The sequence below is a fragment of the Rhizobium sp. TH2 genome (genome assembly GCF_024707525.1).
Taxonomy (GTDB): Bacteria; Pseudomonadota; Alphaproteobacteria; order Rhizobiales; family Rhizobiaceae; genus Rhizobium_E.
On sequence record NZ_CP062231.1, the window covers coordinates 1,165,299 to 1,181,356 of the forward strand.

Annotated in this window: 13 protein-coding genes; 9 read left to right on the forward strand and 4 right to left on the reverse strand. The window is 61.2% G+C overall.

The annotated features are described in order from the left end of the window. Window positions 1–27: 27 nt before the first annotated feature. The 4 genes from IHQ71_RS05930 to IHQ71_RS05945 all read left to right on the forward strand — a co-directional run bounded on the left by IHQ71_RS05930 (window position 28) and on the right by IHQ71_RS05945 (window position 3,881). On the forward strand, window positions 28–2,082 hold the full coding sequence (locus IHQ71_RS05930) for a calcium-binding protein (RefSeq protein WP_258161027.1): 2,055 nt from the start codon (window positions 28–30) through the stop codon (window positions 2,080–2,082). 242 nt (window positions 2,083–2,324) lie between these two features. After that, window positions 2,325–2,498, forward strand: a complete 174-nt coding sequence (locus IHQ71_RS05935; protein WP_258161028.1) for a DUF1328 domain-containing protein — start codon at window positions 2,325–2,327, stop codon at window positions 2,496–2,498. 142 nt (window positions 2,499–2,640) lie between these two features. Continuing rightward, the gene (locus IHQ71_RS05940) at window positions 2,641–3,546 is read left to right on the forward strand and encodes a S1C family serine protease (protein WP_258161029.1); all 906 of its coding nucleotides are present in this window, start codon (window positions 2,641–2,643) and stop codon (window positions 3,544–3,546) included. Continuing rightward, a complete protein-coding gene (locus IHQ71_RS05945) occupies window positions 3,543–3,881 on the forward strand; it encodes a hypothetical protein (protein ID WP_258161030.1) in 339 nt (112 codons plus the stop codon). Before IHQ71_RS05940 ends, IHQ71_RS05945 begins: the two co-directional genes overlap by 4 nt. A gap of 1 nt (window position 3,882) precedes the next feature. Here the strand turns inward: IHQ71_RS05945 and IHQ71_RS05950 are convergent, their stop codons facing one another. Next, window positions 3,883–4,500: a GNAT family N-acetyltransferase gene (locus IHQ71_RS05950; protein ID WP_258161031.1), complete on the reverse strand. Its 618-nt coding sequence runs from the start codon at window positions 4,498–4,500 to the stop codon at window positions 3,883–3,885. 229 nt (window positions 4,501–4,729) lie between these two features. Between IHQ71_RS05950 and IHQ71_RS05955 the strand changes: the two genes are divergently transcribed. The 4 genes from IHQ71_RS05955 to IHQ71_RS05970 all read left to right on the forward strand — a co-directional run bounded on the left by IHQ71_RS05955 (window position 4,730) and on the right by IHQ71_RS05970 (window position 8,818). Next, the gene (locus IHQ71_RS05955) at window positions 4,730–5,278 is read left to right on the forward strand and encodes a hypothetical protein (protein WP_258161032.1); all 549 of its coding nucleotides are present in this window, start codon (window positions 4,730–4,732) and stop codon (window positions 5,276–5,278) included. Next, entirely contained in the window at window positions 5,275–6,639 is a 1,365-nt protein-coding gene (locus IHQ71_RS05960) for a GAF domain-containing protein (RefSeq protein ID WP_258161033.1), read from the forward strand. The genes IHQ71_RS05955 and IHQ71_RS05960 overlap by 4 nt, the downstream gene beginning before the upstream one ends. A 300-nt stretch (window positions 6,640–6,939) precedes the next feature. Beyond that, a complete protein-coding gene (locus IHQ71_RS05965) occupies window positions 6,940–8,328 on the forward strand; it encodes an FAD-binding oxidoreductase (protein WP_258161034.1) in 1,389 nt (462 codons plus the stop codon). Window positions 8,329–8,404: 76 nt separating this feature from the next. Beyond that, complete coding sequence (locus IHQ71_RS05970; protein WP_258161035.1) at window positions 8,405–8,818, forward strand: hypothetical protein; 414 nt, start codon at window positions 8,405–8,407, stop codon at window positions 8,816–8,818. Window positions 8,819–8,926: 108 nt separating this feature from the next. Here the strand turns inward: IHQ71_RS05970 and IHQ71_RS05975 are convergent, their stop codons facing one another. Beyond that, window positions 8,927–11,509, reverse strand: coding sequence for a hypothetical protein (locus IHQ71_RS05975; RefSeq protein WP_258161036.1), 2,583 nt, complete (start codon window positions 11,507–11,509; stop codon window positions 8,927–8,929). A 111-nt stretch (window positions 11,510–11,620) separates the two neighbouring features. After that, window positions 11,621–12,745 (reverse strand): ROK family protein, encoded by a 1,125-nt coding sequence (locus IHQ71_RS05980; RefSeq protein WP_258161037.1) that lies wholly within the window; start codon window positions 12,743–12,745, stop codon window positions 11,621–11,623. Between the two features lie 152 nt (window positions 12,746–12,897). Between IHQ71_RS05980 and otsB the strand changes: the two genes are divergently transcribed. Then, window positions 12,898–13,707 (forward strand): trehalose-phosphatase, encoded by an 810-nt coding sequence (otsB, locus tag IHQ71_RS05985; protein ID WP_258161038.1) that lies wholly within the window; start codon window positions 12,898–12,900, stop codon window positions 13,705–13,707. Here the strand turns inward: otsB and IHQ71_RS05990 are convergent. Continuing rightward, on the reverse strand, window positions 13,704–15,962 hold the full coding sequence (locus tag IHQ71_RS05990) for an MHYT domain-containing protein (protein WP_258161039.1): 2,259 nt from the start codon (window positions 15,960–15,962) through the stop codon (window positions 13,704–13,706). The genes otsB and IHQ71_RS05990 overlap by 4 nt on opposite strands. Between the last annotated feature and the right edge of the window lie 96 nt (window positions 15,963–16,058).

Consider the following 16,058-nt stretch of genomic DNA (forward strand, 5'->3'; position numbering starts at 1 on the left):
CCGATTTCAGTCCAGGGAGGCCCGGACATGCCGAAAATTCTCAACACCGATGGAAATACGATCACTTCGACAACCAGCGCATTCGAGCGCTACGACATCATCCGCTATTCGCTGGCGCAGCGTGACGATCCCGTCTCGCTGGTGGTCGGCAATCGAGGTGCTCTTGATCTCGCCAGGGAACTGGGGACGGTTTCGGCTTTCATCATGGCGTCGGACAAGGGCAACCGGATCACGCTCGGTTCCGGCGCCGACACGATCTACGGTGGCCTCGGCGACGATTCCCTCAGCGGGGCGGGCGGTGACGACCGGATTTACGGCATGCTCGGCGATGACGTCCTGTTCGGCGCCGCAGGCAGCGACCGGCTCGAAGGCAGCGCGGGTGAGGATCGGTTGTTCGGCGGCGCGGGCAACGACGTCATTCTGGATTCGGTGGGCATGACGACGATGATCGCAGCCGCCGGTGGCGCCGATTTCATCGATTTCAGCAAGTCGTCGGTTCAAAGTGGCGCGATCGACGGCGGAGCGGGATACGACATGTTCGCCGGCTCCGACAACGGTTTGTACCGCCTGAAATTCAAGAGCGTCGAGATGCTTGCCACGCGAGCCGGCGAACTCTTGGGCACGATACGGCAATTCAAAAGCTTCGACCAGATTGCCGTCGCCGGCGACGCAACCGATCTCGTCAACAGCAACCAGTTGCGGGTCACTGACGCTGGCAGGCTGGACCTGTCGCAGGCATTGGGTCCGCGCAGCGCCATTCTCACGGCCAGCGCATTCGGCAACACGCTGATCACAGGTTCGGGCGACGATTACCTCATCGGCCGCGAAGGCGATGACACGCTGGTGGGCGGGCTGGGTGAGGATCTTTTCTACGGACGCGACGGAAACGATGTTTATGTCGTCGGGGAAGGCGATTTCGTGTATGAGCAGCCCGATCAGGGTATCGATACCGTGCGCTCGTCGGTGCGTTGGGAAATGTCGGCCGACCTGGAGAACCTTGTCCTGACCGGTCGCGATAAGATCAATGGCTTTGGCAACGAACTCGACAACATCCTGACCGGCAACAGCGCCTACAATTACCTCAATGGCCTGGCTGGGTTCGACACGCTGATCGGCGGCCGGCACGGGGATTATTACGAACTCGGCGATGTATCCGACGTCGGTGGATCGCTGGAGTTCGATCGTATTGTGGAACGGGCCGATGGGGGCAAGGACACCGTCTCCGTATCCAGCGAACTCGGCCGGCTCACTTATGTCATCGACAAAAACATTGAAAATGCCGTTGTCATCGGTGACGGCGTGTTCAATGTCGTGGGCAACGCTCTGGACAATGAAATCACGGGAAACATGTGGTCCAACATGTTGAACGGCGGCGGCGGCGGCGACATTATCAATGGTCAGGGCGGTTTCGACACCCTGATCGGCGGCAAGGGGGACGACACCTATCGCCTGCTCACGGCCAGTCTCGCGCCCTCTACTTCGTATATCCTGGACGAGGTTCTGGAACAGCCGGATGGCGGCATCGATACGGTCCTGATCGGGACGGGGGGCGATTTCCAGTATTACGTGATGCCGATCGGTGTGGAAGATGCGGAACTGAGGTTCGAGGATCATTTCGACCTGATCGGCAACAGCCTCGCCAACCGGTTGACGGGCAACAGTGCGGAGAACGCGCTGCTCGGCCTGGGAGGAAACGATGTCCTCGATGGCGCCGGGGGACAGAACGCGCTGATCGGCGGCACGGGGAACGACCGGTTGATATCGCACGGCGCGGCCGATCGTTTTGTCATGGACGAGGCGTTGAATGCACGCACCAATGTCGACCGCATCATCGGTTTCGGCGACGCGGACACGATCGAGCTTGATGTCCAGGTCTTCGACGCATTGTCCAAGGGCACGCTGCTGAGCGCGGAATTCAGGCTGGGCGAAGATGCAAGAGGGCCCCTGGAGCACATCATCTTCAACCGCAAGACCGGCAGTCTCTACTATGACGAGGATGGCTCGGGCGCCGAGGCAAAGATCCTGTTTGCCAGGCTCGACAGGGGAGCCGATCTGTCGGCGAGCGATTTCCTGATCGTCTGAGGGGCATTCCTCAAGCGAAGGTCGCGAGTCTTGTCGTGCCGCTATTTGGCCGGCTCACCCGTTGCCACGGCACGCCGTAATTCAGGTTGAACCCGGTCATGTAGAACAGAGGATCATCTTCCAAGTCTCGGGCCCATCATCGATCGACTCAAGGCACTTCCCTTGCGACTTGATGCGCGCGCCCGGAACTTCCGCCCCACCCTCCGCATTCCTCCCTCGACCCCACACCCCGAGGACTCACCATGCTGAAATGGGCGCTCATATTCCTGGCTATCTCCATCGTCTCCGGCATCCTTGGGTTCTCCGGCGTCTCCGCCGCGACCGCGCGGATCGCCAAGATACTTTTCGTCCTGGCGCTTCTGCTGTTCATCGCCTTCCTGATCGCGGCCTACACCATCGCCGGTGCGGTTCTGTAAAGACGCGGCGAGGGCCGCCGAATCCGATGCCTCTTGCAGTGCACGCGCTTCGGAACTACGTTGGTTCAAGCACATTCCTCCATACTCGCGCGGCGCTCCTCCCAGCCGAAAATTCCGTCGCGCGTCATCGGGAGCCAAGACCATGAATATCGAAAACACCTTGCGGTCCATCGTGGCCGTCCGCGCCACAGTTCCTGAAGATGCCTATACCGCCAACACGCTCGGCACGCTCCGCGAGGGCTCGGGCGTGGTGATCCGCAGCAACGGGCTGGTGCTCACCATCGGCTACCTCATCACCGAGGCCGACGAAGTGTGGCTGACCCGCCATGACGGGCAGGTGGTGCCGGCGCATGCGCTGGCTTATGACCAGGAAACCGGCTTCGGCCTGGTCCAGGCGCTCGCGCCGCTCAATCTGCCGGCGCTGGAGCTTGGCAGCGCATCCGGCGCCGATCTCGGCGATCCGGTCGTGCTCGCCGATGGCACGGGCCAGTATGTTGAGGCTGAGATCGTCGCCAAGCAGGAATTCGCCGGCTATTGGGAATATTTGCTGGACGAGGCGCTTTTCGTCGCGCCGGCGCATCCCTCATGGGGCGGCGCGGCGCTGGTGAGTGCCGATGGCAAGCTGATCGGCGTCGGCTCTCTCAGGCTGCAGATGAGCCAGGGCAACGAGGTCGCCGATATCAACATGGCGGTGCCGATCGACCTGCTCAGGCCGATCCTCGACGATCTGCTCACGCGCGGCCAGGTCAACAAGCCGGCGAGGCCGTGGCTGGGCGCCTTCTCGGCCGAGAGCAACGGCGATGTCGTGGTGATGAATGTGGCACCCGGTAGCCCGGCGGCGGATGCCGGCCTCAGGCATGGCGACGTGATCGCCGAAATCCGCGACAGCGATGTCGATGGGCTCGCCGATTTCTACCGCAAGGTCTGGAACAGCGGCCCGGCGGGCGCCGAGATCCCGCTTCGGGTGCTGCGCGACGGCCGCGACGCCTGGCTGCGCATCAAGACCGCCGACCGCCAGAGCTTTCTCAAGAAGCCGCAATTGCAATGACGCTGTGGCTCCGGATTCTGCTGGCGCTCGCCTGCGCGGCGGGCGCTGCATCGGCTGGCCACGCGGATGACGAGCTGGATGCCTGGTCGCAGGCAAAATGCGCCCGCTACGACAAGGCATTCCATGAACTGCTCAATCTCGGCGATCGCAAGGGCGTGACCGAGGGATTCATCAAGGGCAATGAGGATTTCATCAAGGCCGGCTGCTCGAATGGCGCCGATGTCTGCCCGCAATCTCCAGCGGATTTCAAGCTCGCCAACGACCTGACGCTAGCGGCCATGGGCTTCGGCACGGCCAGCACCTTCCTGCCGTTCATCTGCAGGAGCGCGAAGTAATTCAGCCCGCGCGCGACCATGCGTTGAGCGCCATCCAGATACCCCGGTCCATCCGGTAACGGTCAACCGGGACAAGGCAACCCAATCTCACATCGCGCCGCGCACCGGGTCCGGCATATTGAAACCCGCATTTTTCCAACACCCGCCGGGCAGCGGGATTGACCACCTGTATGTCGGCCGAGAGCCGAGCGAGGCGAGGGGCCTTCGAGTAGGCGTGATCGATCAGCCCCTGCAGCGCCTCGGTCATATAACCCCGGTTCCAATAGGCTTCGCCGAGCCAGAAGCCGATCTGCCGTTCAGTCTCGTCTTCGTTCGTGTCCAGCTTGCAGCAGCCGAGAAAGCCGCCGGTCTCGCGATGCATGATGGCGAAGACGGTGAGACCGTCGGCTTCGCGCACCCGCCGCAGGAAGCGCCCGGCATCCGATATCGTGTAGGGCTGCGGCATCTCCCACGCCTTCGATGCGACCCTGATATCGTCGGCAAGCGCCGTCATCGGCCCGATGTCCTGCTGCTCCGGCCCGCGTAGCACGAGGCGCTTGAGGTCGACTACGTCCGGGCGGTGAACCTCCGCCGGCTGGGTGCGGGCGATGCGGCTAATCGAAAACGCTGCTGTGTTCATGGCGGGCACCCTCTCTGACCGCTTGATCCTGATCGCGACCATATCTCCAGCCACTGCCAGATTATGGCAGGATAGCAGTTCGATAAAATTTCGGAGATCTCCCGAATAAACCCGGCGGGCTTTCCGTCCTTGCTTTATCGATCGGGGCGGATGCCGGGACGGATTGGGATCACCCGCGCAGAACCCCGGTTCGTGTCAAACCACCAAGACATCCGGGGTTCATCGAAAAATGCCGCGCGCCGCACAGCCTTTTACGCCTGATCAGGATCTCGAAGCCCGTCGCAACTGGGCTGGCCCCGTTATTGCCGGCGTGCTGACCTCCGATCTCGTCGCATTCTGCCAGAGCGGCGTCAGCATCGTATTGGCCGCCACGGCCTCGGACGGGCTGCCGGTCGCGGGAAAGGGGCTTTCCGCAATCATCTCGACCGAGGGCAGGGTGCGGATCTATCTGCGCGAATGCATCAACACGCCCCTGCTTGCCGCGCTCGAAGCTGGCTCCGGGATTGCCGCCACCTTCACCGAACCGCGCACGCATCGTTCGATCCAGATGAAGGCGAAGGCGACGCGAAAGCGCGCCGTCGAACCCGCAGATCTGCCCGAAGTCGCCCGGCAGGTCAGGCACTTCGGCGATGAACTGGTGGACTTGTCCTACACCCATCGCCTTGTCGAACACTATTGCATGTATGCCGATGAGGAACTCGTCGTGATCGAATACCTGCCGAGCGATGCCTTCGTGCAGACGCCGGGACCGGGGGCGGGGAGCCAGCTTGGATCATGAACAAATTGGGGCTCGATGCGATCAGGGACTGTTTCGAGGGCGTCGTGCCCTGCATCATGGCGACATCTGACATCGATGGCGTACCGAACGTTTCGATGGTCTCGCAGATTCACTATGTGGACCCGTTCCGGATCGCGCTCTCCTATCAGTTCTTCAACAAGACCCGGCGCAACGTGCTGGCGACGAGGACCGCATCGATTGTCGTCTTCGATCCCGTTTCGATGGCGCAGTACCGGATGCTGCTGGACTACGAAGAGACCCAGACCAGCGGCCCGATTTTCGAAAGCATGAAGGCGAAACTGGCCGGCATCGCCTCGCATACCGGCATGCACGGCATCTTCCGCCTGCTCGGCTCCGATCTCTACCGCGTGCGCGCAATCGAGACGATTTCGGAAAGGAAACGGCCGGTGCCGGCCCCCGAGCGCAACCTGCTCGCCGCCACCCGCCTCACATGCGCGGAACTGGCGAACTGCCGCGATCTCGACGAACTCTGCGAGCGCACGCTCGCCTGCCTCCAGCAGCATCTCGGCATCGAGCACGCGATCGTGTTGATGATCGATGAGGCGAGCCAGCAGCTCTACACGGTCGCCTCGCGCGGCTATCCCCTATCGGGCATCGGCTCCGAAGTGCCGCTCGGCGATGGTGTGATCGGCGCTGCGGCGCGCGAGGGCGTGCCGGTCCGCATCAACCACATGAGCGCGGATTATTCCTACGGCGCGGCGATCCGCGATCGTGCGCAGTCGTCGGGTTTCGATTGGACCGCGGCCACGGAGATTCCGTTTCCGGGCCTCAGCGAACCCGAGAGCCAGATCGCGGTGCCGATCATCCGCTGCGGCCGCACCATCGGCGTGCTGTTCGCCGAGAGCCAGGATGCGCTCTGCTTCGGCTATGACGACCAGGATGCGCTCGCCATCGTCGCGGACAATTTCGGCACGACCTTCGCGCTGCTCGAAATGTACGAAGGTCCGGCGGCGCTCATAACCGCTCCGGTGACTGCAGCGGCAACCCGGGAAAACCTCACCGTGCGCTACTACCCGGCCGACAACAGCGTCTTCATCGACGGCGACTATCTCATCAAGGGAGTCGCCGGCGCCGTGTTCTGGAAGCTCGTGCGCGAATACGTCTACGAAAACAGGTGCGAATTCACCAACCGCGAGCTCAGGCTCGATCCGGTTCTCAGGCTGCCGGCTTTCGCCGAAAACCTCGAGGCGCGGCTCGTCCTGCTCTACCGGCGCCTGGCCGAAAAAAGCACCGAGATCCGCATCGAGAAGATCGGTCGAGGCCGCTTCTGCCTTATTGCGGATCGTGCGCTCGCGCTCGAGGAAATCTCGGACGACATGCGCCGCCGGGCCGCCGGCTAGATCAATACATTTCCGGCAAGTCTGTCATCGGCTGGTTCCGCCTCGCGCGGGGCTGGCCCTGCTTCGTTTCGTACGCATTTAAGTAAAACGAGCGACTGAATTAAATGAACTACATGCCAGCAAAAAACAACAAAGAGCAACTCCCGAAATGCTGTTTAGCAATCTTTGAGTATTGGTGAGGGAAGTCTTAGCGAGCGCGAACGCGGCTTCCCTAGTATTTCTTGTAGCCATAGAGGCCGGACCTGCGAACCGCCATTCGCGGCCGACCCGATCAATCCATATGGCTTCAAGAGGTTTGAAATGAACATCGAGACTCTGAGTAAAATGGTCGAGGGTAGTGTCATCACCCCCGACGAACCCGGCTACGGCGCTGCCCGCCTGGCGCTGATCTGGAACGGCCGCAAGCCACAGCGTTACCCCAAGGTCATCGTCAAGGCGGCCAATGTCGCCGACGTGCAATATGCCGTCCGCTATGCCACGGCATCGGGCATGCGGCTCTCCGTGCGCGGCAGCGGCCACCAGTTCTCCGGCATCGCGGTGCAGGAGGGCGTGGTACTCGACCTGAGCGAGATCAATCACATCCATGTCGATCCGATCGCCCGGATCGCCGATGTCGGCCCGACCGTCAAGAACGGCGATGCGGCACGCATTTGCGCCGATTATGGCCTCGGCTTCCCGTTCGGCCATTGCGCGTCGGTGTCGCTGAGCGGCTACCTGCTCGGCGGCGGTTTCGGCTGGAATTCAGGGCAATGGGGCGTCGCCTGCTTCAGCGTCGAGAGCGTCGACGTCGTGCTCGCCGACGGCAGTCTCTACCGCGCCAGCGCCACCGAGAACGAGGAGATCTACTGGGCCGCCCGCGGCGCTGGTCCGGAATTCTTCGGCGTCGTTACCGGCTATCGGTTGAAACTGCAGCCGCTGCCGCGCGCCATCACGTCGAGCGTGTTCACCTATCCGATATCGGATGCGGCCCGTGTCGAGCGCTGGATGAACCACACGATGCGGGTCGTGCCTGCTAATGTCGAGTTCACCATGATGCAATCGAGTGCGCCGCCGCCGCTCGCGCATCTCGCCGACAAGGTCGCAACAGGCATTGCCACCGTCTTCGCCGATACCGACGAGGAAGCGCTGGCCACCCTGTCGCTGATCGCGTCGCTTGCACCGTCCGGCGCGCTCGACATCCAGCAGAACCTGCCGACGCCGTTCGAGACGCTCTATGCGATCATCGACCAGTTCTTCCCCGTCGGCCATCGCTATGCGGTGGATACGAATTGGGGTGGTCCGCAGGCGCTGGATTTCCTCAGCCAGCTTGCAGTCGAGACGGCCAAGGCCCCGTCGCCGCAGAGTTTCGCCCTCGGCGTGGTGCTGCCGCAGAAGGTTTTGGAGACGCCGATGCCCGATGCGGCCTTCTCCATGGCGGGCCGCGCTTTCACCGCCGTCTATGCCATCTGGCAGGATCAGGCGGAGGACGAGGCGAATATGAGCTGGGTGCGATCCATCGCACGCAAGCTCGCGCCATCTGTTATCGGCGCCTATGTCGGCGAGGCGGATCTCGATCAGCCGAACCGGCTGGAAATGAGTTATTCGCCGGAAGCCTGGACGCGCATCAAGGCGCTCCAGGACAAATACGATCCGCAGCGCATCTTCCGCAGCGAGCAGTCCCTCGCTGGCACGATGAAGCCCGCTGCGTGATCGGAAGCGGGGCCGCACGCGCATCGCGGCCCCCATACCCAGGCACGATTAACGTGCTTCAACAAGGATAAGCAAATTGCCCACTCTCTCACGCGTCTATTTTCAAACCGCCATTCTCTTTCTGCTCGCCGGCATCACCATGGGGCTGCAGATGGCGATCACCCATGATCACAGCGCCATGGCGGCGCACGCCCATGTCAACCTGCTTGGCTGGGTCTCATCGGCGATCTTCGGCATCTATTACGCCTTCAACCCGGCCAAGGCCGAACGCCGTCTCGCCTGGCTGCAATACGGCGCCTACACGATCGGCCTGATCATCATGCTGCCCGCGCTTTTCCTCATGCTGCGCGGCAACGCGGCGCTCGAACCCGTCGTCGCCATCGGCTCGCTGATCACAGCCGCCGCCATCCTGCTCTTCGCGGTCATCCTGTTCATGCCCGACCCAAGCGTGGCCGCGAAGACCGGACCCGCCCGCGCGCCCGCCGAATAGCGGCCGCGAACGGAAACGCCCGGAGGTGAGGTTCCGCCCTCCGGGCGCTTGTCAGCGCAGGTTAAATTGCGTTTGCGGCATGCCGATATTGGAGGCAACAGCGCTGTACTAACCGAATATGAAATGGGTCTCATTCAATTCTTCGTAGTTTACGTCCCGAAGGTTGAACCCATCGTAGCCATAAGGCTTCGTCTCCGAACGAAAGCCAACGAAAGCTATGGTTTCGGTATTCCATCCGATGTACTCCTTCAATTCTTCGAAGTCATCGATACGTGTCCTTCTTAGATCGATGCGATCCTCGCTCATTGAGAAATCGTAAATGGTGTCAACTCCGCCGTGGGGTCGGAGAACGAAGACGTCACCGCCACTGCCGCCGTAGATTTCGTCTTCGCCTCTACCCCCGAAAATGACGTCGCCGCCCGCACCGCCTTGAACTATGTCCGCCCTCCTGGAGCCTGTCAGGATATCGTCCGACATCGTGCCGGAGAGCACATCTTTCTTTTCCAGATCGAATGCGACCCTGTAGGTCTTGTCGCTAAGATCATCGCCGCCATTCTCCACTCCGCCGCTGTCACGGACATGGAACTCGAAGAAGGCCTTTAGTCTTGATGACGACTTGTTGCCGGCACTATAATTCACTTGATCAATGTCGTCCGCCAGTATTTCGTCGCCGACATTGAGCAACACATCGCCCAGTTTCAATCTGCCGGTTTCCGGTAAGCTCGTAATAACGATCGACTTCAGGTCATGACCTTCGACGTCGGAAATCTGGGGAGCTTCGTTCAAATAAACCCGGTCGCCCCGATTGAAATATTGTTTCTCATTCTGTGATATGGGTGCATCGTTCGCGGACAGAACATTGATGGTAAGCATGTGTTCTTCTGACGTGCTATTACCGGCAGTGATGTATTTGACAGCGAACTTTGCATAATTGTCGCCAGATTCGTTAGCGACCGCCTGAAAATACATCGCATCAATGCCCTCCCAGTTGATCACCGTGTGCCCCAAGACCTCTGAACCGCCCTGGGTAAACGTTCCTCCATTAACTATAGGAGTGATATCCAGGCCCGTCAGAATCTCCCCGTCGATGTCGAAGACGGGAAGCATGTTGCGCGTGAGGTGGACTCGCTCATCCTCGCGGATGGTGAGCGTGAGGTCGTCGCCAGTGGGCGCGTCATCGGTGCCGAAGACGGTGAACTTGATCTCCGCTGCTTTCTTGCTTTTCTCCCCGTGTTCGTCGATCACGTTAAATTTCAACACGCCCGGAAAGCTGCCATGCGCGTCGGAGGGTGGCATCCAGGTGAGTTTATCGATCTCATTGAGGTCGATGATCTGACCTTTGGTGACTTTGGCGCCATCATATCGGAGAGTGCCTAGTGCGGGCAGTTCCTCGATTACGATATGCGTTATCTCATCCCCATCGGGTTCATAATGAGCGAAACTTTGCCGGAAAAACGTATTGGCCGTATCTTCGGTCCCCCAAACGTCCTTGGAGACGGCGAGCGGCGCATTGTTGATATCGTTCGGTAAAAAGTCACGTGTATGTAATGAATAAGTGCCGTCCGGTTCAGCCATGACAAACTGGGTCGTCCAGCCGCCGTCATCGGTAGGAAACACGCTGTTCCCAAGGATAGGCAATGGCTCGCCATGAGGAGTTCCGTCGGCGTTGAACACCTGAAAGAGCGTGTATTGCCCTGATGGTTGAAACTGGTACTCGACTACCCATCCACCGCCGGCCAGTTCTGTTATTCTTGATTCGCCCCAATAAGGATTGATCTTCGTGAGTTCAAGGTCCGGGGTGATTAGGCCACCGTCCGCCCCGACCACCCGCACAAAGAGGTGGCCGTGGTAGTCGTAGCCGTGGTCCGTCCACACCACGACTGTATTGCCATTGCTCAGTTCGTGGGTCGTGTCGCCCATGTAGGACTGTGAATAGTTGATTGGCGATCCCGTGATAGTTTCCAGCAATGACCCATTTGCATCATATCGCTCCACGACCTTGGTCAGAGTGTGCGCGTCGGCGTCATTTAAATTGTAGAGGCGCTGATAGCTGCCATCCCCGTCGAAAGTCACCCGGCCACTCTCGATATTCGCAACCGATTGAAGAAGTTCGCCATCGGCTCCGTAAAGTTGATAGGTCCCGAACTCGCCCTCGCCAGCCAGAAACAAGGACCACGCACCGCTATCGTAGGTGATCACGTTGGAGCCGTTGGCGAGTAGCGAAGTCGCAAACAGGGTACTTGATACCTCGTTTCCGACCGCGTCGAAGATTGCTGCCGTGACACCAGCGGTGGAGCCCGAGAAGATTACATGATTTCCGGTTGCCAGCGAAACAATGCCAGAGAAATACGAGGATTGCATGTGATGCTCCGCCACAAGTTGGCCATCTGCATCAAATCTGACCACGTTCTCATAGTAGACGGTTGTACCGTCGACGGTCTGCTGCGACTGATAGTGCTGCAGCCAGCCGCCGTCAGGGGTCAGCATTAGCGTGTTTACGCCGGCTGCATCGTGGGTAACGACGATCTTGCTGCCGATAAGTGACCCGTCGGTATCGTAGCGGGCTGTGACGAGTGCCCCGTCAGCTTGCACCCCCGAGACAATCCAGCCACCATCAGCTGTGGCAATCGATGCCGGCCATGTCACCAAGTTATCGAGAAGCTTGACATCTTCAGAAACTGCTAATCCCATTTTCCACCCAGCCTTGTACTCTAGGTAGGAGATAGCGATACGGCACTTTCAATGTCAACCTGAGAGTGTTGGCGATCCGATGTGTCTAGAGACTATTTCTCGGGATATGCCTCAAGCCGCCTTCTTCCCATCCTTCCCCTTCTCGGCCTTCCCCGCATCCCCCGCCTCACCCTTGTTGGTAAAGTGCGCATTCCCCAGCCCAGTGCCGATCGTCAGCACGCCCCAACCCTCCACATCCTGCATGAAGGGGATTTGCGACAGGCCCTGAATGACGGCGTCGTTGTGCATGACGACGAAGGTGGGCTGGCCGGAGATTTCGGGGATGGCCTTGGCGAGTGCCTGCGGCAGGTTGAAATGCTCGCTTTCCCAATTGCCGCCGGGCAGGTTCTGGCCGCCGCGATCGATCGCGCCGTCGGCATTGATGATGCCGGGGCAGGCGATGCCGATCACCGGCGCCAGTGCCAGCTTGGATTTCACGGCCTTGGCGATCAGCGTCTCGAGCATCTCCACCAGCCGTTCGATCGCGGCACTGCGCGCGGGCGCATCGTCGGCATGCCGCCAGAGCGTGGATTTCCACACCTTGGCACGGGATAGGTCGGGGTGGTCGTCCAGTTTGAGTTCGATCACGCCGGCGCGCATATTGGTGCCGCCGATATCGACGGCGAGGATCGCCTGGTTGCCCTTCAGCATCCAGGCGGGCATCAGGTGTGCGGCACCGATCAGTCCGGCATCGTCAGGGTGATGCTGGATCGGCACGAGATCGATCGCATGGCCTGCGGACTTCACGAGCACGCCGGCGCGCGCGATCGCCATTTCGCCGACGACGCTGTGCTTGAAGCCGCCGCCGATCGCCACGCGACCGGTGTTCTTCCAGGCGTCCTGCTTGAGGTATTTCGTCAGCACAGTCGCAAGTTCGCCCGCGAACTCGTCGATCGCGCCCATGATGACTGCTGCCGCTTCCTTGTCGTCGCCCTGCATCAGCGCGTCGATATCCTTCTTGGAGAGTTCGCGGGTTGGTTTCTCTCCCAAGGGATCGTCGCCGCCCTTGCGGATCGCCTTGCGGGCCTCGTCGAGCTTGCCCTGGAATGCCGATTTGCTGGCTTTGTCGCCGATGAAGCCGTCCTTGTCCTTCAACTCGTTGTTATAGTCATCGACAATGACGGATGGCAGGTCTTCCGCGCCGTGGATCAGCGGCGCGCCTTCGATTGTCTTTTTCTTGAGCTTGCCCCGCGCCATTCGCATCTCCTTGCCCGCTGCAATCCAGCATTTCACCAACGCGGATGGTTGAGGGCGAGTTCCCGCGCGGCAATCGATGAGGAACGATTTGGCCCTCATGACGTTCGGAACCAATGCACGGCTACAGCTATGATGAGAGCAAGGAGCATGCCATGGCGGAACAGGCCCGGACAGTCCATCACCCCGCACCGCGTCACGAAATCTTCTCGACCAGCGAGGCACTGAACCAAATCCGCAACGAGCCCGAGGGCTGGGCCGTGTTCCTCGATATCGACGGCTGTCTGCTCGATCTGGCGCCGACGCCGGACAGCATCGTGGTACCCGAGGGCTTGGCAACCGATATCGACCGCCTTTCCAAACGGCTTGGCGGTGCGGTGGCGCTGGTCACCGGCCGGGCGCTGATTTATGCCGATGCGCTGTTCAAGCCCTTCGTCTTTCCCATCGCCGGCCTGCATGGTGCGGAGATGCGCGGCCCCGACGGCAGTCGGATCTTTGCCGAGATTCCACCGGAATTCGAACGGCTGAAGGAAATTCTCGTGCTCGACACATCACGCATGCCCGGCGTCCTGATCGAGGACAAGGGCGGGGCAGTGGCTGCGCACTACAGGCTGGCGCCGCAATTCGAGGAGGTTCTGGGTGAAAAGATGTCGGCCTTCGCCAAGGCGGCCGGCCCAGGCTGGGCGCTGCAGCTCGGCAAGATGGTCTATGAAATCCGCCCCTCGCGCGCCAGCAAGGGCGACGCCGTGGAGCGCTTCCTCCGCGAGCCGCCGTTTCTTGACCGGCTGCCGCTGGCCATGGGTGACGACCTGACGGATGAATCGATGTTTGCCGTGGTCAACGCCCGTGGCGGCCACTCGATCAGGGTCGGACGGGAGGAGGCGCCCACCTGTGCGCTGAGCACGATCATGTCTCCGGCGCATGTGCGCGATGCCATTGCGAAGCTCGGCCTGCTGGACGATTAACCCGCTTGGCTGGCGCGGGCGGACGTTACCTGGCTTATCGCGCCTTCGAGATCCGTCTGCGTAAAGGGCTTGCGAAGGATAGGCAGCTTCAGCTTCGAATGTTCCGAAAGCTCGGAATAGCCGGTGGCGACGACAATCGGGATCGTGGGATGCGATGCCCGCACGATCTCGGCCAGTTGCAGGCCGGACATTCCGGGCATGGACTGGTCGGTCAGGAGCAGGTCGAAGGGCTCCGGTTCGTTCTCAAGCACGGAAAGGGCGGCCTGGCCGCTATGCGCGGAAACCGGCCGGTGGCCGAGTTCCTCCAACAGTTCCACCGTGCTCATCAGCACCAGCGCGTCGTCATCGACGCAGAGCACGCGGAGCTTCTGGTTCGGGCGGTCCTCGCCGCTCCCGATTCGCGCGGAGAGGGGTCGAGATACCTGTGCTGCCGGCAGCCATATCTCGACCGTCGTGCCGCTTCCCGGACTGCTTTGGATATCAAGCCATCCGCCGGATTGCTGGGCAAATCCATGCACCATGGAAAGTCCGAGGCCCGTGCCCTTGGCGACGCCTTTGGTGGTGAAGAAGGGCTCATGCGCGCGGGCGAGCGTCACCTTGTCCATGCCCGCGCCGAAATCGATCACCGACAGGACGGCATAGTCGCCGGGCTCGAGCGGACGACGGTCGCCATTGGCGATTGTGCGCAGCGAGGCGTCGATCTCTATCGTGCCGCTTTCGCCAAGCGCGTCGCGCGCATTGACCACCAGGTTGAGAAGCGCCATTTCCAGCTGATGCGCATCGGCATGCGCCAGCACGGGCTGGTCGGGAAAACTGGTCTCGATCCTGAACTGCGGACCGAGCGATCTCTGCAGCAGATCGTTCATGTCGGTTACGAGTTCGCCGACATCGACGCTTGCGGGGCTGAGATGCTGCTGTCGTGCGAATGACAGCATTCTCTGGGTGAGGTTCGCGCCGCGCCGCCCGGCCTCGAAAGCCGTCTCGACGAGACGCTGGAGCTTCGGATCATCCCCGACGCGCTTTTTCAGCAGTTCGAGATTGCCCATGATCACGGCGAGCAGGTTGTTGAAGTCGTGTGCGATGCCGCCGGTCAGCTGGCCCACGGCCTCCATCTTCTGCGCCTGGCGCAAGGCCGCCTCGGCATTCTTCCTTTTCGTCACATCGACCAGCCCGCCCAGGACCGCGACCCCGCCTCCGTCAGGGACTTCAAGCCGCGCCGAGGCATAGACGTCGATCGTCCGGCCGTTGGCGCCGAGAACCTGGAATTCGCCCTCGACGAAACCATCCTTGATCAGCATGGCCCGGAAGCCCTCGCGCCAATGCGCCGCCGCGTCGTCCGGCATGAACCGATCGAGCGGCTGGCCGATCATCGCGGCCCGCTCGACGCCAAGAAGATTGAGGCAATCATCCGACACCTCGGTCATCTTGCCGGTCTCGGTCATCGAGAACAGCGGCATCGGCGTCTTGCGGTAGAGGCTGCGGAAGCGCTCCTCGCTTCGGCGCAACGCCTCGGATTCGCCTTCGGCCAGCACGGCAAAGCGCCGGTCGAAGATCGAGGCGATGAGGGCCAGGCCGAGGATGAAGAAGGTCGTGACCGCCACGCCAAGCGCAAGGCTGAACTGGTCGAAACTCGTCGGGCCGGAGGTCATGTCCCTCGCGTGATGGGTCGTGTAGGTGGCCGCCCGCATGCCCGTATAGTGCATGCCGGACACCGCAAAGCCCATGAAAACCGCGGCAAGTATCTTCTGACTGTGGCCCGTGCGTTCAAAGGCGAGCCACAGGGCGGCGATTGCCGCGGCGATGGCGATGAAAACCGAGATCGCGACCCAGAGCGGGTCGTAAGTCAGCATGGCGCGCATGCGCATCGCCGCCATGCCGGTATAGTGCATGCCCGCGATGCCGACGCCCATCAACGCGCCGCTCGATACGAGCGCCAGCAACCCGCCGTCCGACCGGCTGACCACGAAGAAGCCGATGCCGGTGACGACGATCGCCAGAACCAGCGACAGGACCGTGAGGCTGACATCGTAGGACACGTCCATGCCGGGCATGCTGTAAGCCAGCATGGCAACGAAATGCATGGCCCATATGCCGCCGCCCATGGCGAGAGCGGCGGTGACCAGCCAGTTCGCCGATGCGACGCGGCCAGTGGCCGCCTTGATGCGGCCAGCCAGATCCAGCGCGGTGTAGGACGCCGCGATTGCAATCAGTATCGAAAGAGTGACGAGCGTTGTGTCGTATGTACCCGAGAGCATGCGCATGCGGCCTGTTTTAGCCAGTGTTCAGCTCAGCACACTGATTCCATTGGAAGATCAGAATGCTCCAGCTTGTGGCTGAAAGCTAGAGTCCAG

What these genes read in the sequence shown, in the direction of transcription:
- IHQ71_RS05930 (WP_258161027.1), top strand. Translation starts at nt 28, where the DNA reads ATGCCGAAAATTCTCAACACCGATGGAAATACGATCACTTCGACAACC.
- IHQ71_RS05935 (WP_258161028.1), top strand. Translation starts at nt 2,325, where the DNA reads ATGCTGAAATGGGCGCTCATATTCCTGGCTATCTCCATCGTCTCCGGC.
- IHQ71_RS05940 (WP_258161029.1), top strand. Translation starts at nt 2,641, where the DNA reads ATGAATATCGAAAACACCTTGCGGTCCATCGTGGCCGTCCGCGCCACA.
- IHQ71_RS05945 (WP_258161030.1), top strand. Translation starts at nt 3,543, where the DNA reads ATGACGCTGTGGCTCCGGATTCTGCTGGCGCTCGCCTGCGCGGCGGGC.
- IHQ71_RS05950 (WP_258161031.1), bottom strand. Translation starts at nt 4,500, where the DNA reads ATGAACACAGCAGCGTTTTCGATTAGCCGCATCGCCCGCACCCAGCCG.
- IHQ71_RS05955 (WP_258161032.1), top strand. Translation starts at nt 4,730, where the DNA reads ATGCCGCGCGCCGCACAGCCTTTTACGCCTGATCAGGATCTCGAAGCC.
- IHQ71_RS05960 (WP_258161033.1), top strand. Translation starts at nt 5,275, where the DNA reads ATGAACAAATTGGGGCTCGATGCGATCAGGGACTGTTTCGAGGGCGTC.
- IHQ71_RS05965 (WP_258161034.1), top strand. Translation starts at nt 6,940, where the DNA reads ATGAACATCGAGACTCTGAGTAAAATGGTCGAGGGTAGTGTCATCACC.
- IHQ71_RS05975 (WP_258161036.1), bottom strand. Translation starts at nt 11,509, where the DNA reads ATGGGATTAGCAGTTTCTGAAGATGTCAAGCTTCTCGATAACTTGGTG.
- IHQ71_RS05980 (WP_258161037.1), bottom strand. Translation starts at nt 12,745, where the DNA reads ATGGCGCGGGGCAAGCTCAAGAAAAAGACAATCGAAGGCGCGCCGCTG.
- otsB (WP_258161038.1), top strand. Translation starts at nt 12,898, where the DNA reads ATGGCGGAACAGGCCCGGACAGTCCATCACCCCGCACCGCGTCACGAA.
- IHQ71_RS05990 (WP_258161039.1), bottom strand. Translation starts at nt 15,962, where the DNA reads ATGCTCTCGGGTACATACGACACAACGCTCGTCACTCTTTCGATACTG.